Source organism: Sulfitobacter sp., assembly GCF_041552635.1.
Classification (GTDB): domain Bacteria; phylum Pseudomonadota; class Alphaproteobacteria; order Rhodobacterales; family Rhodobacteraceae; genus Sulfitobacter.
This window is the reverse complement of record NZ_JBFEKM010000008.1, coordinates 16,380-42,959: the sequence shown is the minus strand read 5'-3', so window position 1 is coordinate 42,959 and position 26,580 is coordinate 16,380. Positions and strand designations below refer to the sequence as shown.

Sequence of the window (26,580 nt, the reverse complement as noted above, 5' to 3'; positions counted from 1 at the left end):
TGGTGCGGGCGGGGGGACTCGAACCCCCACGGGCATACGCCCAACAGATTTTAAGTCTGGTATGTCTACCATTCCATCACGCCCGCATTGCGCCGCACAATACCCGGACCGGCGGCGGTGTAAATGGTGAGATGCCGTGGAGGGCCCGTCCAATGCGGACCTTGGCAGAAAAAATAAGCCGCGGACCATCATCGCACGCCTTGGACCTGCTTCAAAAGGGCTTCTCGGGCGGACTGGAGCGGACAAGCTGTGTCGCCCGCGCAGCCGCGGTGTGCCGCCTTGTCTTAGACCCGAAAAATCTGTGGGGCTTTCACTGCCTGCCAGCCCAACGAGAACGGCATGCGCCTCCCCCATTCACACGGGTATTTTCTATATCTGTCGGGCGCGGAATCAGGCCGCCGGTACGGTCAGGTGATATCTGCAAGCATGATTTCTTTGACCGCCTCCATCACCACATAGGTCGAGGTGTTCGAGACAAAGGGCAGTGCTGTGATCGTTTCGCCCAGAAACTTGCGATACGCTTCCATATCACGCGTACGCACCTTAAGCAGATAGTCAAAATTTCCTGCAATCATATGGGCCTGCTCGATTTCGGGCACTTCGATTACGGCTGCATTAAACGCCATCAAAGCAGATTCGCGTGTGTCGCTCAGGCGAACTTCGACAAATGCCACATGATCCAGACCCAATCGAACCGGATCCAGCAAGGCACGATACCCCAGGATGACGCCCGCCTCTTCGAGTCGTTTCAGGCGGGCCTGGGTCGGTGATTTTGACAGCCCGATCCGCTTTGCCAGATCGGTAATACTGATACGCCCGTCTTCGGCCAGAACCGATAAAATCGTCGCATCAAACCGGTCCATCTTTACATCATCATTTATCACGCGAAACACCCAGCAAAAGAACACGTTCCCCAGCAGCATAGATCTGGTTAGAACTTATCGCCGCAACCTGTCCAATATGCCAGTTCTATCTTTCGTCGGGCGCGCGCTTTGGCATGCGTTTCTTGAGTAGTCATTGACGGACAAACCAGCAGCTGTGCGGCCAATTCTGATGGAACAGGGGCCGCCGCCTTGGGGCCTAGCGATTCGCTTGTCGGGCGGTCTTGATCGCGTGCTGCACCGCCAAAACAGGCGTTGTCAGAACGGGAACGCCCATATCAGACAAAAGCATCGCAGCCCCTTGCATCGACGCTTGCGCCAGCACAATGCAGCCAGTCTGCGGTGCGGCCAGCACAACCGTACCAACCGATTGCGCAATACTGCGGTAAAACGCGTTCATGTCGCCTGCCTCGAAATGCGGCCACGCATCGGAACAGATCACCACACGCGCCTGCGCGCCGGTGTCCTTGGCGCACGCCTCGAACAGCGCCAGACTGGGGCTGCGGGTGCTTTCCAGACACAGCGCGATCAGAACGCTAGGGTATGCCGCGGCTGCCGACATCGCGGGCCTGTCGATGCGCAGCACATCCATGCGGTCAAACCGGTCGATCAACGGCCCCAAGGTCGAACAGGTGCACAGAACCACATCTGCGTCCACGGCCCCCGTCAGCTCCACCTCCAGATCGCCGGTCACAGCGTCAAGCCCGTCTGCCTGCGCGCGTGCCAGCAAATCCGGGCGCACGATATGATCCAGCGCGCCGTCCCAGCCTTGGGCGGCAAACAGACCGGCAAAGCGATCCACGTGGACCTGCGCTGTATGCAGACATGTGATCTTCATCTTGGCACCTTCTGACGTTCCGCCCCGCACGCGCGGGTCCTCTTGACCCTACCGGACGGATGGCTAAGGGTCACGGATATGTTTCCCATTCGCGATCATAACCCGTCAGGGCGTACGCCCTATGTGACCTACATGCTGATGGCCATGAATATAGCGGTTTTCCTAAGCTATGTTGGCGTGATGGATAATGACCGCGCGATCAATGCCTTCTTTTTCGACTGGGCCCTGATCCCCGCCCTTGTGACCGATGGACAGGGATATACAGGCATCTTTACCTCGATGTTTCTGCACGGCGGCTGGATGCATCTGGCTGGCAACATGCTGTTTTTATACATCTTTGGCGACAATATCGAAGACGAAATGGGGCATGTTGGCTATCTGGTGTTCTACATTGCCTGTGGGCTGCTGTCTGCGGGGGCACATGTCCTGTCGGCACCAAATTCCCCTGTTCCCATGGTGGGGGCATCCGGCGCGATTGCCGGCGTCATGGGGGGATACCTTCTGCTGTACCCCAAGGCCAAGGTCGATATTCTGATCATCTTTATCGTGTTTTTCCGGATCATTCCGATCCCCGCGTGGATCATGTTGGCACTGTGGCTGGGCATGCAATTCATTGGCGGCGTGGGCGCGGACCCATCTGTTGGCGGCGTGGCCTATTGGGCGCATGCGGGCGGTTTTTTTGTGGGGATGGTGCTGACAATCCCGGTCTGGCTGCGCTTGGGTGGACCAAGGTTCTGGAACCTCACTCAAGGGCACCCGCCCCATCCAGAGGCAAATTATCCCACCGTCCGCAGCCGCATCCCAAAGGTGAAACGCAAATGAAACGCCAACCCGAAACCCATCGCGCAAGCTGCCATTGTGGTGCGGTTGTACTTGAGGCGACATTGCCAACCGGTCTGATGTCCGCCAGTCGCTGCACCTGCAGCTTTTGCCGCAGACGCGGGGCGGCCGCTGTGACTGCCATCGCCAGTTCGGTCAAAGTGCTGCAAGGCGTGGACAATCTGACGCTTTACACGTGGGGTACGGGCGTGGCGAAACATTATTTCTGCAAGACGTGCGGCATCTACACCCACCACCAGCGCCGCGCGGACCCGACCCAATGCGGCATCAATCTGGGTTGCATCGACGGGGCCGAACCTTGGACGATGGAACCCCTCCCCTATACCGATGGTGTGAACCATCCGTCAGATCGGTAATTGCCCAGAGGATCGGGCTTGCCCACCCACCTCCGCAGCAAAGTGACGCAACGGCAGGCCAATTATTGCGATAAAACGACCGGCGACATGGAACAGCGGTCTGCCGAAACCGTTTGCTTATCAGAACGTGATGCCTGTCGCACGAATGTTGACGGGCTGCGCGATCCTCTGAATTGAATAAAAGGATAATCCGAGATGAAAATATTGATGGTTCTGACGTCGCACGACAAACTAGGTGATACCGGCAACAAGACCGGGTTCTGGCTCGAAGAGTTCGCAGCACCCTATTATGTCTTCAAAGATGCGGGTGCAGATATCACGTTGGCCTCCCCCAAGGGCGGACAACCGCCGCTTGACCCGTCAAGCGACGCAGATGATGCGCAAACCGATGCAACGAAACGGTTTAAAGCAGATGATGCGTCGCAAAAGGAATTGGCAAACACAGCCGTGCTGTCGACCATTTCTGCCGACGGGTATGACGCGGTCTTTTATCCCGGTGGTCATGGCCCCCTTTGGGACTTGGCCGAAGACGGCGACAGCAAGGCGTTGATCGAAACGTTCATGGCCAGCGACCGACCCCTAGGTGCCGTGTGCCACGCCCCTGCCGTGTTCAAGCATCCTAAAGGTGCCGATGGCAAATCCGTCGTTTCGGGTAAAACAGTTACCGGCTTTACCAACACCGAAGAAGAAGGCGTTGGCCTGACCGACGTCGTCCCCTTCTTGGTCGAAGACATGTTGAAGGCGAATGGCGGCGACTACCAAAAGGGCGACGATTGGGCATCTTTCGTTGTGGTGGATGGCAAACTGGTAACCGGGCAGAACCCCGCATCGTCAGAAGAAGCCGCGAAAAAACTGCTGGCGCTGCTATAATCCGTGGCGGTGCCGGATTTACAGCGCGCTGCATGGCCTGCTGAAATCCGGCACCAGCACAAACAAAAACGGCCTGTCATGAAGACAGACCGTTTTTTGTTTCACTACCTTTATCAGAGCAGCTGAATTTCTTAACCGCGGGCGATTTTAGCAAATCCCGAAAACAGCGCCTCGTTCGCGCAAACGATTTCGCCGTCCTGCAAGATGTCGCCTTCTGGGTTTAGCGGTTCGACCATGCCGCCTGCTTCGCGCACGATCAGCATGCCTGCCGCCAAATCCCATGAATTCAAACGGCGTTCCCAATAGCCGTCATAGCGCCCTGCGGCCACATAGGCCAAATCAAGCGCGGCAGATCCCCAACGGCGCACACCGGCGCACACCGGCAAAATACGGCCAAGGTCGCGCAATGTGTCGGGCAAATCGCCACGACCGGCAAACGGCAAGCCAGTGGCAAAAATCGATTCGATCATCCGGTGACGGCCAGACACACGCAAACGCATATCATTCATCCACGCGCCTGCGCCCTTTTCGGCAAAGAACATCTCGTCCTTGGCGGGGTCAAACACCACACCGGCGACAATCTGGCCTTTGTGTTCAAGCGCAATCGAGATCGCCCAGTGGGGCAAACCGTGCAGAAAGTTCGTCGTCCCGTCGAGCGGGTCCACGATCCAGCGGCGTGTTGGGTCCTGGCCCTCTTCGCCGCCACCTTCTTCGGCCAGCCAGCCATAGGTGGGACGCGCGCCCATCAGTTCTTCTTTGATGGTCTTTTCGGCCTGAAGATCAGCGCGGCTGACAAAGTCGCCTGCACCTTTCATGGATACCTGAAGGTTCTCTACTTCACGGAAATCCTTGACCAGCCCGCGGCCTGCGCGCCGCGCGGCCTTGATCATGATATTTAGATTTGCACTGCCAACCATTTTTCGGGCCTCTCATTGGATCAGCCCTCCCTTTAAGCGCACAAACCCAGATTGCCAAGGGGCTGCCCAAACCTGACGCAACGTGGTGTGCGTGCCTGCCTTGCGTGTGACCGCGATCCAGATACGGTGACCGCAATAAATCATAAATAAACCGGAGGACACTACATGACCGATACAATGAAGCACATCGTTCTGGCATCGCGCCCAGATGGCGCACCCACAGCAGATAATTTCCGTCTTGAGGAATCGCCCGTGCCAACGCCGGGCGACGGCGAAGTGCTGGTGCGCGTGCATTACATGTCGCTTGACCCCTATATGCGCGGTCGCATGGACGATGCGAAATCCTATGCTGCCCCCGTGCCGATCGGCGGCACCATGGAGGGCGGTTCCGTCGGCGAAGTGATCGCGTCAAACAGCCCCGATTTCAAACCGGGCGATTTCGCATTCGGCATGTTCGGCTGGGCCACCCATGGCGTGCAGCCCGCCAAGATGCTGCGCAAGGTTGACCCCGCTCAGGCACCGATCACCACATCGCTGGGTGTTTTGGGCATGCCCGGCTTTACCGGCTGGCAAGGTCTGATGGAATATGGCCGCCCGAAAGCAGGCGAAACGCTGGTCGTTGCCGCCGCCACAGGTCCGGTCGGGTCCATGGTCGGTCAGATCGCCAAGGCGCACGGGTTGCGCGTGGTCGGCATCGCGGGTGGTGCAGACAAATGCGCCACAGCCAAGGAACATTTCGGCTTTGACGAATGCCTTGATCACCGCGCCTATGCCGATGCCAAATCCCTGAGCGCCGCGTTGAAAGAAGCCTGCCCCAAAGGCATCGACATCTATTTCGAAAACGTCGGCGGCAAGGTGCTTGAGGCAGTGATCCCGTTGATGAACCCCTTTGGCCGTATCCCGATCTGCGGCATGATCGCATGGTACAACGCCGGTGGGCTTGGTGCGAACGCGGCACAAGAAACCCTGACAGCCCCCAAACTGTGGCGTACGATTCTGGTGAATTTCCTCAGCGTGAACGGTTTCATTATCTCGAACCACTGGGCCAACTTCCCCAACTTCCTGAAAGAAGTCGCACCCAAAGTCGCCGACGGGTCTGTCGCCGTCCAAGAAGACATCACCGAAGGTCTGGAAAACGCCCCCAAAGCGTTCATGGACCTGCTGACCGGCGGCAACAACGGCAAGGCCATCGTCAAGGTTGTCTAACTAACCAGCGTTGGGCGGGGATGACCCCCGCCCTACACTCAGCTCTGTTGAAGCTTGCGCGCCTCTTGGCCCGCCAGCTTTAGCAGTTCATCCATATACGGCTTGCCCAGATCATCCTGTCGCACCGCCGCATATAACCTGCGCGTGATGCCGTTTTCGGTCAGGGGGCGCGTGACATAATCATTGCTGTATTTGACCTCGCGCACCACCCAGTCGGGCAGCACCGCCACCCCGCGGTTGGATGCCACCAACAACAAGATCACCGCCGTCAGTTCCACCTGCCGGATCGCCAACGGCTCGACCTTGGCCGGGATCAGCAACTGGCTGAACACATCCAGCCGCGTCCGCTCCACCGGATAGGTGATCAACGTCTCGGTCCTGAAATCCTTGGCCTCGATGAAATTCTTCTTGGCCAACGGGTGGCTGCTGGCCGCAACAAACACCGCCTGATAGTCAAACAGCTCGACAAACTCGACGCCCGGCAATTCTTCTGGGTCCGATGAGACCACCAAATCCACCTCTTCGCGCAACAACGCGGGCAACGCGTCAAAGGCCAGACCGGGGCGAATATCAACATCCACATCCGGCCATGACTTGCGGAACTGCTCAAGCACCGGGAACAGCCACTCAAAACACGCATGGCATTCAATAGCGATGTGCATCCGCCCGGTGCTGCCCGCGCGCAACCCCATGAATTCAGCCTGCGCGGCCTCTAGCTGCGGCAACACCTGCTGCGCCAGCTTGAGCAACCGCAACCCCGCGGGCGACAATTTCAGCGGCTTGGACCGGCGCACAAACAGCTCGACGCCCGCCTGATCCTCAAGCCCCTTAACCTGATGCGACAGGGCCGATTGCGTGATGTTCATCTGCTCGGCGGCGCGTGCCAACCCGCCTGCTTCGTGAATCGCCTGAATAGTACGCAGGTGACGGAACTCAATATGCATATGAGGCGTTCCTCATGTTGAAGATGAAAGTTATGAGTTTGTTTCACAACTATAACTGTGCGACAAGAGTTGAAAGCCAGAATAGGACCTTAAAAAATGACCAGCCCCGCCGTTTCCTTCGAAGTGTTCCCGCCCAAATCCGTTGATGCGTCTTTCCGCCTTTGGGACACGGCGCAGGCGCTCGCGCCTCTGGCACCGCGCTTTTTCTCGGTCACCTATGGCGCTGGCGGCACAACCCGCGATCTGACCCATGATTCTGCGCATGTGCTGCGCCGCACCTCGGGTCTGCCCGTTGCCGCACACCTGACCTGCGTCGGGGCCAGCAAGGCCGAAACCCTTGAGGTCGCCAACAGTTTTGCCGAAATCGGCGTGACCGATATCGTCGCCCTGCGCGGCGATCCAGAAAACGGGGCCAAGGTATTCACCCCTCACCCCGAAGGCTTTGCAAACAGCGTCGAACTGATCGAAGCCTTGGCTGCCACTGGCAAATTCACTCTGCGCATCGGGGCCTACCCCGAACCACACCCCGAAAGCCCTGATCAGGCGCAAAACATCGAATGGCTCAAGCGCAAGTTCGATGCCGGCGCTGACGAAGCAATGACCCAGTTCTTTTTTGACGCAGACACCTTCCTTCGGTTCCGCGATGATTGCGCGGCGGCGGGGATCACCAAAACCATCACGCCGGGCATTATGCCGATCACCAACTGGAAATCTGCGCGCGGCTTTGCAACGCGCTGTGGCACATCGGTTCCCACATGGCTCGATGACGCCTTTGAAACAGCGATCCGCGATGACCGGCACGACCTGCTGTCCACCGCGCTGTGCACCGAAATGTGCAGCAAACTGGTCGATGAGGGAGTCGAGAACCTGCATTTCTACACGCTCAACCGCCCCGAACTGACCCGCAGCGTCTGCCGCGCCTTGGGCGTCACAGCACAAACAGCCCTCGCGGACGTGGCGTAAAACCGATCACCGCTTGCCCTTCGGGGCGCAATTCAACAAGCTTCTCCGGCACGCAATTGCCGGAGATTTTTTATGCCACGTGTCGCCAATTCCCCTCAAGATCTGCTCCCCCAAGCCGAAGCGCTCAAGCTTTCAGGCCTTGAGTTCATGCAGAAAATTCTGGACGGCACCAACCCCGGCCCGCCCATCGGCCAAACCATGGGCTACAAGCTTTACGAGGTCTCTGACGGGCGCGCGGTCTTTCGCGGGGCCCCTGAATTCAACGTAACCAACCCCTTGGGCACGGTGCATGGCGGCTGGTACGGCACGTTGCTCGATTCCGCGATGGCCTGCGCGGTACAAACCAAGGTCCCCCGTGGTTCGATTTACACAACGCTGGAATATAAAATCAACATCCTGCGCAGCATCCCTCTGGGTATGGAAATCGAATGCATCGGTACCACCAACCACGTTGGCCGCTCAACCGGTGTCGCCAACGGTGAAATCCGCGGCATCAAAGACGGCAAGCTCTATGCCACAGGCTCTACAACCTGCATCATCATGCAAATCATAAAATAACCCCATCTTCTCTGGCTCTTAAATATCCCGGGGGTGCCCGTCAGGGCGGGGGCAGCGCCCCCTCTTCCCCTCAGCAAGCCTATTCGGCAGCCATCGCTTGCGCATTCAGCAACTGCCAAACCTTGTGCGGTGTGAAAGGCATGTCTGCCTGACGCACGCCCTGATCCCACAACGCATCTTGCACCGCATTGGAAATCGCAGCCAAAGCGCCGACCGTCCCCGCCTCCCCGCATCCTTTCATGCCCATCAAATTGGCGGTCGAGGGCACAGGCTCGGAATTGAACGTGATAAACGGAACGTCCACCGCGCGCGGCATGGCATAGTCCATAAAGGATGCCGTCAAAAGCTGACCATCCTCATCATAGACGACATGCTCCTGAATGGCCTGACCAATCCCCTGTACAACACCACCATGCACCTGGCCTTCGGCCAGCATCGGGTTGATAAGGTTCCCAAAATCGTCCACCACCGTGTAGCGGTCCACGGTCACGACGCCGGTCTCAGGGTCAATCACAACCTCAGAAACATGCGCGCCGTTGGGATAGCTACGCCCCGGCAACGTCGCGCGCTCGTGATGAACCAGCAGATCATCGCGCCCCTTTTCACGGGCCAGGTCGGCGACCTCCAACATTGTCGGCGTCATATTCGACCCGTCCGCGCGGAACCGTTCGTCGTCAAAACTGATCTGGGACGCAGGCACGCCCATCTCATCAGAAAGAAACGCGGTGAAGGCGTCGGTCATCTTGGCGACAGTCGCCAATGTCGCGGTGCTTTGGGTTGTGACCGACCGCGAGCCGCCGGTGCCGCCACCTTGCTTGATTAAATCACTATCGCCTTGGATCACATGGATCAGATCGGCAGGAATGCCAGTCTGGTCAGACAGGAACTGTGCATAGACCGTCTCGTGCCCCTGCCCGTTTGACTGGGTGCCCACATAGATAAACACGGTACCATCTTCGTTGAACTCGACCTTGGCCCCCTCGGATGGATCGCCCAAAATGCTCTCGATATAATAGCACAGCCCCTGACCGCGCAGCAGGCCATTTTTGGCATCCGCCGCCTTGCGGGCCTCAAACCCCGCACGGTCCGCCTCATGAGCAGCGCGCGTCAGCAAGCGGTCGAATTCACCAACATCATAGTTTTCGCCCGTGGCGGACATATAGGGAAACTGTTCTGGTTTGATAAAATTGATGCGCCGCAGATCCCATGGGTCAATTCCAAGTTCGCGCGCGGCGCGGTCCATCAAACGCTCAAGCACGTAAATCGCTTCGGGGCGACCCGCACCACGATAGGCGTCAACCTGCACGGTGTTGGTATAGTATCCTTCCACCTGCAACCATGTTGTCTGCACGTCGTAAACGCCCATCAAAACACGGCTGAACAGGGTCGCCTGAATAGGCTGTCCAAACTGACTGTTATAGGCCCCAAGATTACATTTGCTGCTGACACGATACGCGGTGATCTTGTTGTTTTCGTCAAATGCAAATTCGGCCAGCGACGTCAGATCGCGCCCGCCATTGTCGCTCAGCATTGCTTCGGTACGATCCGACATCCAGCGCACCGGGCGGCCCGCAACACGCGCCGCTTGCGCGACCGAGAAATACTCGGGGTAGGTCATCCCCTTCATCCCGAAACCGCCGCCGGTATCTGGGTTGGTGACCCGCACATGTTCGTCATCCAAGCCGAACACCCGCTTGAGGTTATCCTTGTGGTTCCAGACCCCCTGTCCGTTGTTGGACACGTGCAGCTTACCGTTTTCCCATTCCGCATAGCATCCGCGCGGCTCAAGCGAATTCACGATGATCCGGTTGTCCCCCACATCCAGCGAGACCGTCTTGGCCGCCGTATCAAACGCCTTTTGCGTTGCGTCCTCGTCGCCCAAGCCCCAGTCAAACGCGAGGTTGTCCGGTGCCTCGGCGTGCAATGCTTCGCCGCCCCGAACCAGTCCCATATGGGCGGGGACCTCATCCACATCCAGCATGATCAACTCGGCGGCATCGCGCGCCTGTTCCATTGTATCGGCGATGATAACTGCGACCGGTTCCCCGACAAAACGCACCTTGCCCTTGGCCAGCATCGGGCGCAGCGGCTTGGCCCCTTCGGTGCCATCACGGTTTTTCAAAACCGCACCAACCATGGAAATATCCATCCCCGCGGCCTCAAGATCATCGATGGTCAGCACCGCATGAACGCCTTCGGCCTCGCGCGCGTCTGCCACGTCAAGCGACGCAATCACACCATGCGCCACCGGCGAGCGAAAGAAATACGCATGCAGCGCCTGATCCGGTGAGATGTCGTCGACATAGCGCCCTTCGCCGGTCAAAAACCGCACATCTTCGACTCGTTTTACCGGCTGGCTTTTCCCGAACTTATCCATCTGCGCGCATCCTTTGGAAATTCATCATATATTTCGGCTGACATTAGCTTGCATACCCGCGATGTCCAGACACCCGGTGCAAAACCCGGCACCGCATTAAGGCCAAGTTTTCAGCACGCCAGCCTTCCCCTTTGCGCCATGCTCCGCTAGATCATCGTCAAGTTTAAAGAAGGACGCTGATCATGGCACTCGACAAGAATTTTGACGCCGCCCAAGCCGAAGCCCGCCTCTATGCCGCATGGGAGGCCTCAGGGGCCTTCAAAGCGGGGGCCAACGCCAGCCGCGACGAGACCTATTGTGTCATGATCCCGCCGCCCAACGTCAACGGATCGCTGCACGTTGGTCACGCATTCAACAACACCCTGCAGGACATTCTGGTGCGCTGGCACCGCATGCGCGGCTTTGACACCCTGTGGCAACCGGGGCAGGACCACGCAGGCATCGCCCTGCAATTGGCCGTCGAAAACAAGCTGGCCGAAACCGGCATCAAACGCACCGACCTGACGCGCGATGAATTCCTGAAACATGCTTGGGCCTACAAAGAAAGCACCGCTGACACCATCGTCGGTCAGCTCAAGCGGCTTGGGTCGTCCTGCGACTGGTCGCGAAATGCCTTTACGATGTCCGGCGCGCCCGGTGACACCCGCGTCGGGCACGAGAATTCCCCGAATTTCCATGACGCCGTCATCAAAGTCTTTGTGCAGATGTACCAAAGCGGGAAAATCTATCGCGGCAAACGTCTGGTCAACTGGGACCCCCGGTTTGAAACGGCGATCTCTGACCTCGAAGTGGAAAACATCGAGGTTCCCGGTCACATGTGGCACTTCAAATATCCGCTCGCGGGTGGGGCCACCTATGAATACATCGAAAAAGACGAAGACGGCAACGAGACCCTGCGTGAGACCCGCGACTATATCTCAATCGCCACCACCCGCCCTGAGACCATGCTGGGCGATGGTGCCGTTGCCGTACACCCGTCGGATGAACGCTATGCACCTATCATCGGGAAACTGTGCGAAATTCCCGTTGGCCCCAAGGAATCCCGCCGCCTGATCCCGATCATCACTGACGAATATCCCGACAAGGATTTCGGCTCGGGTGCGGTGAAAATCACTGGCGCGCATGATTTTAACGACTACCAGGTCGCCAAGCGCGGCGGCATCCCGATGTACAACCTGATGGACACCAAGGCCGCGATGCGCGCCGATGGCAGACCCTATGCCGAGGAAGCCGCGATTGCCCAACAGATCGCGAACGGCGCGCTAGAATTCGACGAGGCGATGATCGCCGCGATGAACCTTGTCCCCGAAGACTACCGTGGCCTTGACCGCTTTGACGCCCGCAAAAAAGTTATCGCAGACATCACCGCCGAGGGTCTGGCCGTGATGATCGAAAACCCCCGTAGGGTGGATGATAACCCACCTTCCGAAGGCGAAACCGAAGAGCCCGCCCTGATCCCCTATGTCGAAAACAAACCCATCATGCAGCCCTTCGGCGACCGCTCGAAGGTCGTGATTGAACCGATGCTGACGGACCAGTGGTTCGTAGACACCGACCAAATCGTCGGCCCCGCGCTGGATGCCGTGCGCAATGGCGACGTCAAAATCATGCCTGAATCGGGCGAAAAAGTGTATTACAACTGGCTCGACAACATCGAACCCTGGTGCATCTCGCGCCAGCTGTGGTGGGGGCATCAGATTCCGGTGTGGTACGGGCCAAGCGTTACCCACACAAAAAACGAAGACGGAACCGTTTCGGATGAATGGGACATCAAAAACCCTGTCCACTTCTGCGCGGCGACCCTTGACGAAGCACTAGCCTTGGCGGTCGATTATTATCAGCCCAGCGGCGCGCACGGCTATCTTGTCGCTGACGAAGCACAATCGCCCGAACAGTCCATCGCAGGCAAATTTGACGACCACGGTCAGCCCATCCAGCTTTGGCGCGATCCTGACGTGCTGGACACGTGGTTCTCCTCTGGCCTGTGGCCGATTGGCACCCTTGGCTGGCCCGAGGAAACGCCAGAGCTTAAAAAATACTTCCCCACTTCGGATCTCATCACGGGTCAGGATATCCTGTTCTTCTGGGTCGCCCGCATGATGATGATGCAGCTCGACGTGGTGAAACAAATCCCCTTCGACACCGTCTACCTCCATGGCCTCGTCCGCGATGCCAAAGGCAAGAAGATGTCGAAATCCGTCGGCAACGTTATCGACCCGCTGGAAATCATTGACGAATACGGTGCCGATGCCCTGCGCTTTACCAATGCGGCGATGGCATCTTTGGGCGGTGCGCTGAAACTCGACACCGCGCGCATCGCAGGGTACCGCAATTTCGGCACCAAAATCTGGAATGCACACCGCTTTGCAGAGATGAATGGCGTGTTCGACGACGGCGTGCCAGCGGTGAACTACACCAGCCACACTCAAGTCAGCCACACCCTCAACAAATGGATCATCGGCGAAACCGCCCGCGTCCGCGAGGAAGTCGACGCTGCACTCGAACACTACCGCTTTAACGATGCTGCAAACGCGATATATGCCTTTGTCTGGGGCAAGGTCTGCGACTGGTATGTTGAGCTGTCCAAACCCCTGCTGCAAGACGATGCCCCCGAGGCGACCGAGACACGCCAGACCCTAAAATGGGTTCTGGATCAATGTCTTGTCCTGATGCACCCGATCATGCCCTTCATCACCGAAGAGCTTTGGCAAACCACAGGCACGCGTGCGAAAATGCTCATCCACGCGGATTGGCCTACCTATCGCGTGGCTGATATGCTGGACGCCGATGCTGATCGCGAATTGAACTGGGTCATTGGCCTGATTGAATCCATCCGCTCTGCCCGCGCCCAGATGCATGTGCCTGCGGGCCTAAAAGTGCCAATGCTTTGCACCGCGATGGATGGCGCTGCCCAAGCCGCTTGGGATGGCAACGAGGCCATGATCAAACGCCTCGCGCGTGTTGATAGCCTTGAGAAAATAGCAGATTTCCCCAAGGGCACCGTATCCATTGGCACACCGGGCGCAACCTTTGGTCTGCCACTGGCTGGCCTGATCGACATCGACGCCGAAAAAGCCCGTCTGCAAAAGTCACTGGATAAATTGGGCAAAGAGATCGGTGGCCTCAAAGGACGCCTCAACAATCCTAAATTCGCCGCCTCCGCCCCGCCAGAAGTCGTCGCTGAAGCGCAGGGCAATCTGGATGCACGGCAAGAAGAAGCAGATCAACTTCAGGCCGCGTTGGGTCGATTGGCAGAGTTGGGGTAAACAACGGTCTATTCCAAATGGATTTTCATCCTCGCCGAAGGCATTTAGTTCTTCTGGACCACCAAAAGAGATTTTATGCCTTCGGCGAGGATTTTTTACCATTTGGAAACCGAAACTTGTGATCCTGATTTAGCGGTCCTAGCTGGGAAGCGAAGATCGTCCATTTGGAAAGCCCCGTCTGCCTTCGCAGGCGGGGCCGACTCTATTAATCGTTAAAAACGGCGGGGCGTTTTCCGAATTCGGCGGCGATGACTTCCATCTGATGGGGGCGGCCTAGCAGTTCAGCCTGCTCGCGGGATTCTTCGAGCAACACGTCATTCTCTTCGGAAATCTCGGCGAATGCAGTAAGACGCTTGGCGGCCTTTATGGCGCTTGGGCTTTTGCCTGCGATCGTGCTGGCCAGCTCCATTGCGGCCGCCAGCGGATCTTCTGCAACCTGCGTCACCAGCCCCCATCGTTCGGCTTGGGCCGCGTCAACGGGTTTCGCCGTATAGGTCAGCAAGCGCAGCACATCCCCGCGCACAAGCTTAGGCAGCAGCACCATCCCGCCCATATCGGGAACAATGCCCCATTTCATTTCCATCACAGCCATCTCGGTCCCCGGGGCGGCAATGCGAATGTCCGCACCAAGGGCGAGTTGCAGACCTGCCCCGTAGACCTTGCCATGCAGTGCCGCGATCACTGGCACACCAACGCGGGTCCAGACCATGGCGACCTCTTGCCACTGGTTGGTGGTGCCATCCCCGTGGGTGCGGGGCATCATGCGGTCTGCCGGATTGCCGCCAGCCAGCGCCCCCATCGCGCTGATGTCGATGCCTGCGCAAAAGGCTTTGCCTTCGCCTGAAAGCACGACTGCGCGGGCATTTGACGCTGCCACCTCGTTGCCTGCGGCGATCACGGCGTCGATCATTTCCTGATCCACAGCATTCATTTTGTCAGCTCGGGTCAGGCGTACGTGAGCGATGTGATTTTCGTATGTAATTGACAGGCGGGCCATCTTATCCTCCGGTTGGTTTGTACCATCTGGACCTTTATGTACGGCGCTGCATAGGAAAACGCTACGGCACCCGCTCAGCCACGGATGGTGATCGGTTAACCATGCGCCGTGTGTTTTCAATACTTGCCCTCGTCCCAACCGTTGCGCTACGTCAGACAGATGACACATGCCCGCCTGACCCCGCTTGCACAATCTTTGCCCTCGACCGTGCCCTTTGTCGGCCCCGAGACGCAGGAACGCGCCGCGTCCCGCCCCTTTGAGGCACGGCTGGGCGCAAATGAAAACGTCTTTGGCCCCTCGCCCCGCGCCACTGAGGCGATGTGCGCGGCAGAGCAATGGATGTACGGCGACCCAGAAAGCTTTGATTTGCGCGCAGCCCTTGCCGCGCATCATGGCATCACGCCGGCCCATATCATCGTGGGTGAAGGCATTGATGGGCTGCTTTGCTATCTTGTTCGGTTGATGGTCGCGCAAGGAGATGCTGTCGTCACCTCGGACGGTGCCTATCCTACATTCAACTACCATGTGGCAGGGTTTGGCGGGGTGCTGCACAAGGTCCCCTACAGCGGCGATCACGAGGACCCGCAGGCATTGTTTGCCAAGGCGGCCGAGGTGGACGCAAAGCTGGTTTATCTTGCCAATCCCGACAACCCGATGGGCAGTTGGCACAGCGGTGCAGATTTGATCACGGCGATGGCGCAGTTGCCAAAAGGCTGCCTGCTGGTTTTGGACGAAGCCTATATCGATTGCGCGCCTAAGGGCACCGCCCCTGATCTAAGCGCCGATGACCCCCGCCTGATCCGCATGCGGACGTTTTCCAAGGCCCATGGGCTGGCAGGTGCGCGGGTCGGCTATGCCATTGCAGCGCCTGATCTGATCACTGCTTTTGGCAAGGTCCGCAACCATTTCGGCATGAACCGCGCCGCCCAAGCCGGGGCGTTGGCCGCCTTGCAAGACGCAGGTTGGCTGGCCCATGTGCAGGCGCAGATTGCTGCCGCACGGGACCGTATCGGCCAGATTGCGCACGATAACGGCTTGGTGCCTCTGCCTTCGGCGGCGAATTTTGTGGCGATTGATTGCGGACGTGACGGTGATTTTGCCAAGGCCGTGCTGGACGGGCTGGTGGCACGGGGCATCTTTGTGCGCATGCCGTTTGCAGCACCGCAAAACCGGTGCATCCGCGTCAGTTGCGGCACACCCGACAATCTGGATGCCTTTGCGGCAGCGCTGCCGATGGCATTGGCCGACGCAAAAAACAGGTAACGCGATTATTTTCACGTTGATTTAAATTTCGCGTTATAGTTCGGAGAAGCCCAAGCAAGAGCCCCCGATGCGCGAAGATCACGACCGCCCCTCTGCACCGAATTTTACCCACGCCTGCATCGTGATGTTCGGCGTGAATATCTTTTGGCTTTTCATGGTGATTTGGGTCGTCTGGGGGCTGCTGGCTGTGGCGCTGTGCGGTTGGGCTGTAAATCTATTGATCAACTGGATCGCACAGCGTCTGGATTAGGGTCAGGAACCGCCAATCACCTTGGCCGCTGCGTCCAATGCCCCCGGCCCGCGCTTGATCCCCAAGGCTGACATGCCGGCCTCTATCCCGCCAAGCAGACCCATGATCATCTGTCCGTTCACATGACCCATATGCCCCAGACGGAAAAACCCATGGCTTTCCGCACTCCCCGGAGGGGCCATGCCAAGGCCGATGCCCAGCGTCAGACCGATGTTTTCTTGTACCCATTCACGCAATTGCGTGGCCTGAGGGGCCTCAAGCCGCAGCGCGGTGACTGCATGGCTGCGCAGCGCCGGATCAGCGATATTCATCGCAAGCGTGCCTTCGGTGCCCCACGCCTCGCAAGCAGCCCAGACCGCACGCGCAAGGGTCGCGTGGCGCGCCCAAACGGCCTCAACCCCTTCGGTTTTGATCATGTCGACTGCCACCTGTAGGCCATAGATATGGTGCGTGGGCGCTGTGCCGCAGTGATATTGGTAGAACTCTTGTGGATTGGCGCGCGGAGTCCAATCCCAAAAACGGCTGACCCGCGTCATCTTGGCCCGCACTTCGGCGGCGCGGTCGTTGAAAAACACAAAGCTGACACCGGGCGGCACCATCAGACCCTTTTGGCACCCGGTGACCATGACATCGACGCCCCAGCGGTCCATCTCGAAGATGTCACAACCGAAAGACGCAATGCAATCGGCCATCAACAACGCCGGATGATCGACCGCATCCAACGCCGCGCGCACGCCCGCAATATCATTGCGCACAGACGTCGAAGTATCGACATGCACCGCCAGTACAGCCTTGATTTCATGGGCAGTGTCGGCCTCGAGCCGGTCGGCGATCTGGTCCAGATCCATCGCGGACTGCTTGCCGAAATCCATCACCTCGACATCGGCCCCCAGCCCGGTCGCCGTGTCACCCCAGCCATGACCAAAGCGGCCCGTTGCGGGCACCAGCACCTTGTCACCGGGCGCGATCACATTGCTCAGCGATGCTTCCCACGCCGCGTGACCGTTGCCGATATACATCGCCACATGATGCTGCGTGCGCGCAATATCGCGCAACCCCTGCATCAGGGGCGGCATCATATCCACCAACGCGCCCGAATAGATGTTCGGAGCCGGACGGTGCATCGCATTCAAAACCGCTTCGGGCATGACAGACGGGCCCGGTATCGCAAGATAGCCCCGCCCGTGTGACAGATTTACAGGCGATGACTTGGGGGGAGTAGACATAAAAAGCGGGGCCTTTCTGGGACTGTGTTGCGGGCCAACTTACGCGCGCGCGGCGCGGCGTCAATCGCGATTGACGCGACGGTCAGCCAGACAAACAATCGCGGCGCGCTTGCCCTAGGCGGCCGCCGTGCGTAAACCGAAAGGGCATTTGCCCAAAGGAACGTGGCCCCCGGTATGACTGAAGTGACCTATAGTTCTAAAGAATTGCTGAAATGGCTTTGGAAGGACTACTTGAAAAAACACATGGGACTGTTGGCTGTTGCCATCCTTTTCATGTCAATCGAGGGTGCGTCCATGGGCGCGCTGGCCAAGTTGATGCAGCCGATGTTCGATCAGGTGTTTGTCGCAGGTCAGGAAAGCGCATTGTTGGTCGTCGGGCTGGTGCTGGTCGGGATCTTTGTGCTGCGGGCTGTGGCCGGGATCACGCAAAAGGTGCTTTTGACCCGCATTTCATTGAAATCAGCGGCGGATATGCGGATTGATCTGCTGGACCGGATGATGATCCAGGACGGCGCGTTTCACCAGAACCATCCGCCCGGTTTCCTGATCCAACGGGTGCAATCAGATGTGAATGCCATCGGTGCCGTCTGGCAGGCGGTGATCACCGGCACGGGCCGTGATTTGATGGGGCTGATTGTGCTGTTGGGGGTTGCGATTTCGATCGATCCGGTTTGGGCTCTGCTGGCCTGTATCGGTGTGCCTTTGATGGTGATGCCAGCGGCCCTAGCCCAACGGTTTGTGCGCCAGCGGTCCCGCGAGGCGCGCGACATCGGTGCCAATCTGTCGACGCGGCTAGACGAGGTGTTTCACGGCATCGTCCAGATCAAACTGAACGCGCTGGAACGCTATCAGGCCAAGCAATACCGAGACATCACAAAGACTTACATTCGCACCGAAGTGCGCGCCGCCTTTGGCAATTCGGCCATTCCGGGGATGATCGACATCATGTCAGGCATCGGTTTTATGGCTGTGATCCTGTACGGCGGGTCCGAGATTATTTCGGGCGACAAGACCATCGGCCAGTTCATGACCTTCTTCACCGCGATGGGCTTTACCTTTAACCCGTTGCGCCGCTTGGGTGCGATCAGCGGCCTGTGGCAGACTGCAGCAGCCGCACTTGAGCGTATCAAAGAGCTGATGGATGAGCCCGTTAACCTTAAATCACCCGCAAATCCGACGCCGGTGCCAACCGGCCTACCCAATATCAATCTGAAAGGTGTCAGTCTTTCTTATGGGGATGCAAAGGTTCTGGATGATCTGAACATGAGCGCGATGGCGGGCCAAACCACCGCGCTGGTCGGCGCGTCGGGTGCAGGAAAGTCCACCATTTTTAATCTGTTGACCCGGTTGATTGACCCACAGGAAGGGGCGATTACAATAGGCGGCGTGGCCATCACGGAAATGGACATTCCAGAACTGCGCGGCCTGTTTTCAGTCGTTTCACAAGAGGCATTGCTGTTTGACGAAACCCTGCGCCAGAACATCGTGCTGGGCCGCGAAGACGTCAGCGACGCCGAATTACAATCGGTTCTCGAGGCCGCCCATGTGGCCGATTTCCTGCCCAATCTGGAACACGGGCTTGAAACCCCGGTCGGTCCGCGCGGTTCGGCCCTGTCAGGCGGGCAACGCCAACGCGTCGTGATTGCGCGCGCCTTGCTGCGCAACACGCCGATCTTGCTGCTGGACGAGGCGACTAGCGCGCTGGATGCCCAATCCGAAAAGGTCGTGCAACAAGCCTTGGACCGCTTGTCAAAGGGCCGCACGACCATTGTGATCGCGCACCGTCTGGCCACCATTCGCGGGGCTGACAAGATCATTGTGATGGACCGCGGCCGTGTGATGGATGAGGGCACTCATGACGAATTGCTGTCGCGCGGTGGTATCTATGCCGATCTTTACCGCCTGCAGTTCGAGGATGGCAAAACCGTTTTTGACAGCCGCCATGCCCGTGATCTGCGTGTTCGGGAAAAAGGTTTAAAACCAAGCCGTCCCAATATTTTGCAAAGGGTCGGCCAGCGACTATTCGGGCAGGCCTAGGGGCAACAACGGCGAAAGCTGTTACTTGACGTAGTCAGCCGCCAGCTTTGCGGGGGCCACACCTGCGAAATAGCGGATCAACGTCCAAAGGTTGCGCCCACCCCGGCGCAGCCAACCAGCCCGCCGATATTTATCAGCCGAGGTGACAGCGTTCGCAGGAATCGCGGCAAGCCGCCCCTTGAGCGCGCGCGCAAGGGACACATCCTCCATCAACGGCAGATCGGGATAACCGCCAACGGATTGATACAGCGCGCGCGGCAACAGCAGCCCTTGATCGCCATAAGGCAGCCCGAAACGGCTGCGCCAATTGGCCCAGCCCGCAACAAAGCCTGCCGCAAAACCGTCACTGTCAAAGCGAAGATGAAACCAGCCCGCTTTTTGCCCTTTAAGGTGGGCAATCACTGGACCCGTCCAGCCTGCTTCAAGCGTGGTATCAGCATGCAAAACCAGCAGCCAATCTGCCGACGCCTTGGCGCATCCGCGCCTTAACTGCCCGCCGCGCGACGCTGGGCCCGTCACGATATCGGCCCCCCACGCATCTGCCAAAGCTGCCGTAGCATCCTCGGATCCGCCATCGGAAATAATGAGTTCACGGATCAGTCCGGCATCCAATCCCTCCATCAATGCGGTCAGGCAATGGGTCAGGTCGGCTTCGGCGTTCAACGTCGGTATGATCACAGATATGGGCGCACGCATGGTTGCCCCTTTCGGCTTGGCTATGGGATGCTATATGTCATGTTAACGATTAAAAGGACAAGCGTTATGACTGATCGCCGCATCCTGAAGCTGACAGGCGCAGATACTTCGGATTTTCTGCAGGGTTTGATTACAAATGATGTGCGCAAGCTGGATCAGGGGCCGATCTATGCTGCTATCCTGACGCCTCAGGGCAAATTCATGGTGGATTTCTTTTTGAAGGCCGTGGGCGATGGCGTGCTGTTGGATGTGGCCGAACCGTTTGCCGATGGGTTGGTTCAACGTCTTAACATGTACCGGTTGCGCGCTGACGTGCAGATCGAGGCAACGGCCCTGTATCTGCATCGCGGTCTGGGCGATGTGCCCGAGGATGGCTATAGCGACCCCCGTTCGCCCGAAATGGGCTGGCGCGCGTACCGCGATGTGCCGCAAAGCGACGACACAACAGACTGGGATGCGCTGCGGGTCGCCCATGCGATCCCCGAGAATGGTATCGAACTGACACCGGACAGCTTTATCCTTGAGATGGGGTTTGAACGGCTGAACGGTGTGGACTTTCGCAAAGGCTGCTATGTCGGGCAAGAAGTCACCGCGCGGATGAAACACAAGACCGAGTTGCGCAAAGGCTTGGCGCAGGTCACAATCAGCGCGCCCGCGTCCGTGGGGGCAGAAATCACCGCCGACGGCAAACCTGCTGGCACTGTTTTTACCCAATCGGGGTCCCGGGCGCTGGCCTATCTCAGGTTTGACCGCGCAAAACAGGCCATGCAGTCAGGCGAAGCTACGGTAATCATACATTCCGACGGCTGACGTTGGAAACAAAATTTTCGAAAATTTTGATACGGAATTTCCGAAAATTCCGCGCCCTGCCTCAGACATGCCACCAGTCATCAATCTGATCCGCATTGATCTGGCTGCGCAACCCGATCCCAACAACCTTGGTTTGGCGGGACTGTTTCAGCGGCTTGATGTTCACCGATGGGCCAACGCATTGTACTTCCCAGCTGCTGTTTTCATCATGCCCGACAAAGCCCTTAAAGCGAAACAACCCTTCGGGGCGTTCATCCAGACGGGCTTTCAACACGTCATAGCCTAGCGCCAGATCGCTTTGCGCGCTCCAACCCAGATAGGGGGCATGACTGGTTGCCTTGATCTTTGGCAAGTCTTTGCCAATAGACCCGAACAAAAGCGGTGCGAAAGCGTCCACTTCAGTCAGATCCAGAACTGCCGCCCGAGCCTGCACCCCAAGTCGCAACTGCAGTGCCAGATCGGGTGTATCCAGCTTGCTGATCAGCACCAAATCAGCCGCACTCACTTGCCCTGCAACCTGCGCGCCGATCTGTGCGTCTTGTGATAAACCCTCATAGCTTTGGCCATCTACAACCGTCACGATCCCGCCATAGACCAAGTCCGGCTCGGCTTGTGCGACTTGCGCGATCCGGGCGGGGTCTGCCACGCCCGAGGCTTCGATCAGCAGATGATCGGGGCGCATGTCGCGGTCAAGCACATCGCCGATGGCCAAAAACAGATCAGCCCCCATGGTGCAGCACACACAGCCATTGGTCAGGGTCAGTGTGTCGTCATCAGCCGATGCCAACAGGTCCGCATCAATGTTGATCGCACCGAAATCATTGACCATCACCAGCAGCTTTAGCCCGTGATCTTCGGCCAATATCCGGTTGATCAGCGTGGTTTTCCCAGCCCCCAGATAGCCCGAGATGACCGTCAGTGGCAGACGGTCCCTCATAGCAGATGCACGTGGCCCCCAAATACGGTCCCCAAGATCGGCACATCTTTCAGCGCCAAAGGCTCAACCGCCATCGGGTCATCGCCTAGCACGGCAAAATCTGCTCGTTTCCCAGCCTCGATGCTGCCAATCTCGCTATCAAGCTTTAACGTATAGGCGGCCCCCATGGTGATCGCGAACAGCGCCTCTTCCACGTCGATGCACTGTGCAGCGCCCAAGGTGCGGCCCGACATCGTTTGCCGGTTCACGGCGCACCACGCGGTAAACAACGGTGCCATCGGCGTCACGGGCGCGTCAGAATGGATCGCAATATTTACCCCAGCGTCAATCGCGCTGCGCGACCCGTCCATGCGTTCAGCACGGTCATTTCCGATGGTCAAAGCAGCGTGCTGATCCCCGAAGTAATAGATGTGGTTCGCAAAAACGTTGCAGCACACGCCCATATCCGCCGCGCGGGTGAACAGATCGCGGCCCATCATCTGGCAGTGCTGCAAAACGTGGCGGTGGCCTGTCCATGGGTGCTTGCGCAGCGCCTCCTCGATTGCGTTGAGCGATACCTCTGCCGCCTCGTCCCCGTTGACATGGATGTGCATCTGGATGCCCCGGCCGTGCAATTCATCGACCAACGCAAAGATCGTTTCGGGCGGGGTGTTCCAGATGCCATTGGGTTGGCCGCCAACATATCCGGGGCTTTTGACCCGTGCCGTCCACCCTTGGATAGACCCGTCTGTCATCAACTTGACTGCGCCCAGCCGCAGCTTGTCTGTGCTGCGTCTGGCCAGCGCCTGCGCCTTGTCGGCAATGGCTTTGGGCCCGTCCATCGCGCCCAAAGCAGGTACCACACGCAAGGGGAAATCATCGGCCCCCGTGACCCGCAACATGGTGGTCACGTCGTCTTCCTCCATCTGGGAGTACAAATCAGTCACCGTGGTTACGCCCGCGCGGCGCGACACGTCCGCATAGGCGCGAATGGACGCTTCTTTTTGGCTGAGGCCACGAAAATCGATCCCCAGCCGCCGCATAACCGGGAACATCGCGGCCATTTCCTGCAATTCGCCCGTTGGCATGCCGTCTGCGCCTTTGATCACCCCTTCGGCATTCGTGGTCTGGTCAAATCCGGCCAGATCAAGCGCTGCCGAGTTCACGCACATCAGATGGAAATTCGAAAACATGATCGCAATAGGGCGCGTGCTGCTGATCTGGTCCAGATGCTTTTTGCTTAGCCGTTCGGACGTCAGAAAGATCGGATCGAATCCCCAACCGACTAGCGGCGCGCCGTCGTCCAGCGTGTCGGCATAGTCTGACAGCCCCGCGATCACCGCATCAATATCGGTCAGACCCGGCCACATCTTGCCATCAGGGTCGATCCGGTCGTGAAAACCGGCATAGGCGTATTCCCACATTGCGCCAGCCATCATATGCGCGTGGCCTTCGATGAAACCGGGCATCAGCACCGCGTCTTTCAGGCTGTCGTCATGGGTTACCGCGCCCCATTGATCGGCGCAGGTCGCGTCGCCCACGGCCAATATCTCTCCGGCACGGACGGCAACATGGGTTGCTTCCATCCGGTTGATGTCCATTGTGATGATCTTTTTTGCTGAAAAAACAACGATATCCGACATGATGCCCCCTATGTTCCCTTCAAACGCTATCGCAGCTTGGTTCAGCGGAAAAATAGATTTACTGTCGTGCAAAGCCCATAAATTTAGGGGAATGACCGATGCGCTTTACCTTTAAACAATTGCGGTATTTCGATGCGGCACTGCGCTATGGGTCCATCGCGCGGGCGGCCGAGGAAATGAACATCTCGCAATCCTCGATCACGGCAGCGATCGATTTGATGGAAGGCAATATCGGCACCGCCCTTTTCCGCCGCATCCCCGCCAAAGGCATCGTGCCCACGGATACCGGCCTTGAGGTCGGGCGGCGTGTGGTCGCGTTTCTGGAGAATTGCCGGCATTTTGAAAGCGAGTTGATGAGCCTGCAAGGCAGTCCGACCGGCACCTTGCGTGTCGCGTGTTTCGAACCCACTGCCCCCTATGTTCTGCCGCCGATACTGAAACGGATTGCGGCGCTCTACCCCTCGATCCGGATTGACCTGAAAGAAGGTGACATGCAGGAAATCGCCAATCTGCTCAAGGAAGGTGGTGTTGACATGGCGCTGACCTACGGGGTTGCCTTGCCGCAAGACCAGCCGTTCCGGTCCTTGTTTTTCGCGCGGCCCTTTGTGTTGATCCCGTCTGACTGGCCCTTGGCCACCCGGCAAAACCTTACCCTACATGATCTGGCCGACCTGCCGATGCTGATGCTGGATTTGCCCGCATCCCAAAGCTATTTTAACCGGCTGTTTACCAGTCAGGGGCTACGGCCCAAGGTTGTCCATACATCAAAGTCATCGTCCGTCTTGCGTGCCATGGTCGCGGCAGGCCTCGGATATACGTTGATGAACATCAACAGCCGTATCGAAAACGAACACCTGTCGGGCTATGTCGCCCGCCCCCTGCTTGGCGATCTGGAGGAGCCGAACTTTGGACTTGCCTATTCTGCGAGCAATGAAAAATCCACAGTGCTGCAAGCGGTCTTGCGGATTTCAGATGATCTGGTCCGGGAGGGACAATTTAACGCCTTGGAATTGCGGCCTAATTTGCCCCCAAACAAACATTAAATGCAATTAGTCAGCACATTAAACACTGTTTTCTGTAGTAATCTTGGTGGTTAGCATTTTGGATATAAGAAATATAATTCGACCAAGGGGAAACCAAACATGTCCATTTTTGCCCGCTTTATCGGGGCCGCTGCCATTGCCACAGCTGCCCTAAACGTTGCACCCGTTTTTGCCGAAGGCGGCACGCTTGTCATCGCTTCCAGCCAAGTCCCGCGCCACCTGAACGGCGCAGTACAGTCTGGGATTGCAACCGCTGTCCCATCGACGCAAATCTTTGCATCGCCGATGCGTTATGACGAAAATTGGGAACCGCAGCCCTATCTGGCGAAAAGCTGGGAGGTGTCCGAGGACGGCCTAAGCGTCACGCTGCATCTTGTCGACAACGCGACGTTCCATGATGGCAAGCCTGTCACCTCGGAAGACGTGGCTTTTTCGATCATGACCATCAAGCAAAACCATCCTTTCAAATCCATGTTCGCCCCCGTCGAAGCGATCGAAACACCTGACCCGCTGACCGCCGTGATCAAGCTAAGCCAACCGCACCCTGCCTTGCTGCTGGCCATGTCACCCGCGCTGGCACCGATCCTGCCCAAACACATCTACGGCGACGGGCAAGACATCAAAAGCCATCCGGCCAATTCCGCGCCTGTCGGGTCTGGCCCGTTCATGCTGGAAGAATTCACCGCCGGCGAAGCCATCGTTCTGAAAAAGAACCCTAATTTCTTTATCGAGGGCCGTCCCAAGCTGGACGAGATCATCATCCGCATTATCAAAGACCCCTCTGCCCTGCTGATCGCGATGGAGAACGGTGAGGCCGACATCTATCCTTTCATGGCCGGGGCGCAGGAAATCAACCGTCTTAGCAAAGTGGACGGGCTTGAGGTTACCGCCGAAGGTTATGCTGCCGTGGGTCCGATCAACTGGCTGGCGTTCAATACGGAATCCCCCAAACTTAGCGATGTGCGCGTGCGTCAGGCGATTGGCTATGCCATCGACCGCGACTTTATCACCAAGGCGCTACACCGCGGTGTGTCGACCCCGCAGCGTGGCCCGATCATCGAAAGTTCGCCATTCTTTGACCCAAGCATCGAAGCCTATGATGTGGATTTAGACAAAGCCAACGCGCTGATGGCCGACGCTGGTTTCGGCGACGGCATGGAATTGACCATCGACTATATCCCCGGCCCGAAAGAGCAGCAGCAATCGGTTGCAGAATACATGAAATCGCAGCTGAAAAAGATCGGCATTGATGTGACCGTGCGGGCGGCACCCGACTTTCCAACTTGGGCGGGGCGTGTTGGCGGCCATGATTTTGAACTGTCGATGGACGTTGTCTTCAACTGGGGTGATCCGGTGATCGGGGTACACCGCACCTATCTCAGCGATAACATCGTCAAGGGTGTAATCTGGTCGAATACGCAATCCTATGCCAACCCCAAAGTAGACGAGTTGTTGAATGCCGCCGCAGTCGAGTTGGACATGGATAAACGCAAGGCGCTTTACGCTGAATTCCAGCAAATCGTTGCACAGGATCTGCCGATCTATTGGATCAACGCGACGCCTTATCACAGCGCCTATTCCGCCAAGTTGTCGAACCCGCCCAAAGGCATCTGGGGCACCATGCACCCGATGGATATGGTCGAAATCACTGAGTGATATCAGACCCTTTGGGGCTGCACACGC

The 26,580-nt window shown here is 58.0% G+C and carries 23 protein-coding genes and 1 tRNA gene; 13 read left to right on the top strand and 11 right to left on the bottom strand.

Going from position 1 to position 26,580, the window contains the following annotated elements; genetic code table 11:
- The 3 genes from ABYT07_RS01865 to ABYT07_RS01855 all read right to left on the bottom strand — a co-directional run bounded on the left by ABYT07_RS01865 (nucleotide 1) and on the right by ABYT07_RS01855 (nucleotide 1,719).
- Nucleotides 1-86: transfer RNA gene (locus ABYT07_RS01865), tRNA-Leu, on the bottom strand.
- Between the two features lie 321 nt (nucleotides 87-407).
- The gene (locus ABYT07_RS01860) at nucleotides 408-863 is read right to left on the bottom strand and encodes an Lrp/AsnC ligand binding domain-containing protein (RefSeq protein WP_372988993.1); all 456 of its coding nucleotides are present in this window, start codon (nucleotides 861-863) and stop codon (nucleotides 408-410) included.
- 217 nt (nucleotides 864-1,080) lie between these two features.
- On the bottom strand, nucleotides 1,081-1,719 hold the full coding sequence (locus ABYT07_RS01855; protein ID WP_372988991.1) for a hypothetical protein: 639 nt from the start codon (nucleotides 1,717-1,719) through the stop codon (nucleotides 1,081-1,083).
- 78 nt (nucleotides 1,720-1,797) lie between these two features.
- Between ABYT07_RS01855 and ABYT07_RS01850 the strand changes: the two genes are divergently transcribed.
- From ABYT07_RS01850 to ABYT07_RS01840, 3 genes are all read left to right on the top strand, one after another.
- Nucleotides 1,798-2,541: a rhomboid family intramembrane serine protease gene (locus ABYT07_RS01850; protein ID WP_372988990.1), complete on the top strand. Its 744-nt coding sequence runs from the start codon at nucleotides 1,798-1,800 to the stop codon at nucleotides 2,539-2,541.
- On the top strand, nucleotides 2,538-2,915 hold the full coding sequence (locus ABYT07_RS01845; protein WP_372988989.1) for a GFA family protein: 378 nt from the start codon (nucleotides 2,538-2,540) through the stop codon (nucleotides 2,913-2,915). The genes ABYT07_RS01850 and ABYT07_RS01845 overlap by 4 nt, the downstream gene beginning before the upstream one ends.
- Nucleotides 2,916-3,110: 195 nt before the next feature.
- A complete protein-coding gene (locus ABYT07_RS01840; protein ID WP_372988988.1) occupies nucleotides 3,111-3,785 on the top strand; it encodes a type 1 glutamine amidotransferase domain-containing protein in 675 nt (224 codons plus the stop codon).
- A 131-nt stretch (nucleotides 3,786-3,916) separates the two neighbouring features.
- Here the strand turns inward: ABYT07_RS01840 and ABYT07_RS01835 are convergent, their stop codons facing one another.
- Nucleotides 3,917-4,702: an inositol monophosphatase family protein gene (locus tag ABYT07_RS01835; protein ID WP_372988987.1), complete on the bottom strand. Its 786-nt coding sequence runs from the start codon at nucleotides 4,700-4,702 to the stop codon at nucleotides 3,917-3,919.
- A 165-nt stretch (nucleotides 4,703-4,867) separates the two neighbouring features.
- Here ABYT07_RS01835 and ABYT07_RS01830 point away from each other — a divergent pair, with 165 nt between their 5' ends.
- Nucleotides 4,868-5,908 (top strand): NADP-dependent oxidoreductase, encoded by a 1,041-nt coding sequence (locus tag ABYT07_RS01830; protein WP_372988985.1) that lies wholly within the window; start codon nucleotides 4,868-4,870, stop codon nucleotides 5,906-5,908.
- Between the two features lie 38 nt (nucleotides 5,909-5,946).
- Here ABYT07_RS01830 and ABYT07_RS01825 read toward each other — a convergent pair whose 3' ends face one another.
- Nucleotides 5,947-6,852, bottom strand: a complete 906-nt coding sequence (locus ABYT07_RS01825) for a LysR family transcriptional regulator (RefSeq protein ID WP_372988984.1) — start codon at nucleotides 6,850-6,852, stop codon at nucleotides 5,947-5,949.
- A 96-nt stretch (nucleotides 6,853-6,948) separates the two neighbouring features.
- Between ABYT07_RS01825 and metF the strand changes: the two genes are divergently transcribed.
- Together metF and ABYT07_RS01815 are read left to right on the top strand one after the other, a co-directional pair.
- On the top strand, nucleotides 6,949-7,815 hold the full coding sequence (metF, locus tag ABYT07_RS01820; protein ID WP_372988983.1) for a methylenetetrahydrofolate reductase [NAD(P)H]: 867 nt from the start codon (nucleotides 6,949-6,951) through the stop codon (nucleotides 7,813-7,815).
- 72 nt (nucleotides 7,816-7,887) lie between these two features.
- Entirely contained in the window at nucleotides 7,888-8,373 is a 486-nt protein-coding gene (locus ABYT07_RS01815) for a PaaI family thioesterase (RefSeq protein WP_372988982.1), read from the top strand.
- 79 nt (nucleotides 8,374-8,452) lie between these two features.
- On the opposite strand, the gene ABYT07_RS01810 is transcribed toward ABYT07_RS01815, so the two are convergent.
- Nucleotides 8,453-10,750, bottom strand: coding sequence for a xanthine dehydrogenase family protein molybdopterin-binding subunit (locus ABYT07_RS01810; RefSeq protein ID WP_372988981.1), 2,298 nt, complete (start codon nucleotides 10,748-10,750; stop codon nucleotides 8,453-8,455).
- Between the two features lie 182 nt (nucleotides 10,751-10,932).
- Between ABYT07_RS01810 and ABYT07_RS01805 the strand changes: the two genes are divergently transcribed.
- The gene (locus ABYT07_RS01805; protein ID WP_372988980.1) at nucleotides 10,933-14,016 is read left to right on the top strand and encodes a valine--tRNA ligase; all 3,084 of its coding nucleotides are present in this window, start codon (nucleotides 10,933-10,935) and stop codon (nucleotides 14,014-14,016) included.
- A 205-nt stretch (nucleotides 14,017-14,221) separates the two neighbouring features.
- On the opposite strand, the gene ABYT07_RS01800 is transcribed toward ABYT07_RS01805, so the two are convergent.
- Nucleotides 14,222-15,013, bottom strand: a complete 792-nt coding sequence (locus ABYT07_RS01800; RefSeq protein WP_372988979.1) for a crotonase/enoyl-CoA hydratase family protein — start codon at nucleotides 15,011-15,013, stop codon at nucleotides 14,222-14,224.
- Nucleotides 15,014-15,172: 159 nt separating this feature from the next.
- On the opposite strand from ABYT07_RS01800, the gene ABYT07_RS01795 reads away from it, so the two are divergent.
- Together ABYT07_RS01795 and ABYT07_RS01790 are read left to right on the top strand one after the other, a co-directional pair.
- Nucleotides 15,173-16,276: a pyridoxal phosphate-dependent aminotransferase gene (locus ABYT07_RS01795; RefSeq protein ID WP_372988978.1), complete on the top strand. Its 1,104-nt coding sequence runs from the start codon at nucleotides 15,173-15,175 to the stop codon at nucleotides 16,274-16,276.
- Between the two features lie 67 nt (nucleotides 16,277-16,343).
- Nucleotides 16,344-16,526, top strand: a complete 183-nt coding sequence (locus tag ABYT07_RS01790) for a hypothetical protein (protein WP_372988977.1) — start codon at nucleotides 16,344-16,346, stop codon at nucleotides 16,524-16,526.
- Between the two features lie 2 nt (nucleotides 16,527-16,528).
- Here ABYT07_RS01790 and ABYT07_RS01785 read toward each other — a convergent pair whose 3' ends face one another.
- Nucleotides 16,529-17,752 carry an alanine--glyoxylate aminotransferase family protein gene (locus tag ABYT07_RS01785; RefSeq protein ID WP_372988976.1) on the bottom strand — a complete coding sequence of 408 codons (1,224 nt, stop codon included), beginning with the start codon at nucleotides 17,750-17,752 and terminating at the stop codon, nucleotides 16,529-16,531.
- A gap of 174 nt (nucleotides 17,753-17,926) precedes the next feature.
- Here ABYT07_RS01785 and ABYT07_RS01780 point away from each other — a divergent pair, with 174 nt between their 5' ends.
- The gene (locus ABYT07_RS01780) at nucleotides 17,927-19,789 is read left to right on the top strand and encodes an ABC transporter ATP-binding protein (RefSeq protein WP_372988975.1); all 1,863 of its coding nucleotides are present in this window, start codon (nucleotides 17,927-17,929) and stop codon (nucleotides 19,787-19,789) included.
- 21 nt (nucleotides 19,790-19,810) lie between these two features.
- Here the strand turns inward: ABYT07_RS01780 and ABYT07_RS01775 are convergent, their stop codons facing one another.
- Entirely contained in the window at nucleotides 19,811-20,485 is a 675-nt protein-coding gene (locus ABYT07_RS01775) for a TIGR04283 family arsenosugar biosynthesis glycosyltransferase (RefSeq protein WP_372988974.1), read from the bottom strand.
- A gap of 66 nt (nucleotides 20,486-20,551) precedes the next feature.
- Here ABYT07_RS01775 and ABYT07_RS01770 point away from each other — a divergent pair, with 66 nt between their 5' ends.
- Nucleotides 20,552-21,295, top strand: a complete 744-nt coding sequence (locus ABYT07_RS01770; protein ID WP_372988973.1) for a folate-binding protein YgfZ — start codon at nucleotides 20,552-20,554, stop codon at nucleotides 21,293-21,295.
- 61 nt (nucleotides 21,296-21,356) lie between these two features.
- Here ABYT07_RS01770 and ABYT07_RS01765 read toward each other — a convergent pair whose 3' ends face one another.
- Both ABYT07_RS01765 and ABYT07_RS01760 read right to left on the bottom strand, forming a co-directional pair.
- On the bottom strand, nucleotides 21,357-22,232 hold the full coding sequence (locus tag ABYT07_RS01765; protein ID WP_372988972.1) for a GTP-binding protein: 876 nt from the start codon (nucleotides 22,230-22,232) through the stop codon (nucleotides 21,357-21,359).
- The gene (locus ABYT07_RS01760; protein WP_372988971.1) at nucleotides 22,229-23,854 is read right to left on the bottom strand and encodes an amidohydrolase; all 1,626 of its coding nucleotides are present in this window, start codon (nucleotides 23,852-23,854) and stop codon (nucleotides 22,229-22,231) included. The genes ABYT07_RS01765 and ABYT07_RS01760 overlap by 4 nt, the downstream gene beginning before the upstream one ends.
- A gap of 98 nt (nucleotides 23,855-23,952) precedes the next feature.
- Between ABYT07_RS01760 and ABYT07_RS01755 the strand changes: the two genes are divergently transcribed.
- Nucleotides 23,953-24,897, top strand: coding sequence for a LysR family transcriptional regulator (locus ABYT07_RS01755; protein ID WP_372988970.1), 945 nt, complete (start codon nucleotides 23,953-23,955; stop codon nucleotides 24,895-24,897).
- A gap of 99 nt (nucleotides 24,898-24,996) precedes the next feature.
- Complete coding sequence (locus ABYT07_RS01750) at nucleotides 24,997-26,553, top strand: ABC transporter substrate-binding protein (RefSeq protein WP_372988969.1); 1,557 nt, start codon at nucleotides 24,997-24,999, stop codon at nucleotides 26,551-26,553.
- The last annotated feature ends 27 nt before the right edge of the window (nucleotides 26,554-26,580 follow it).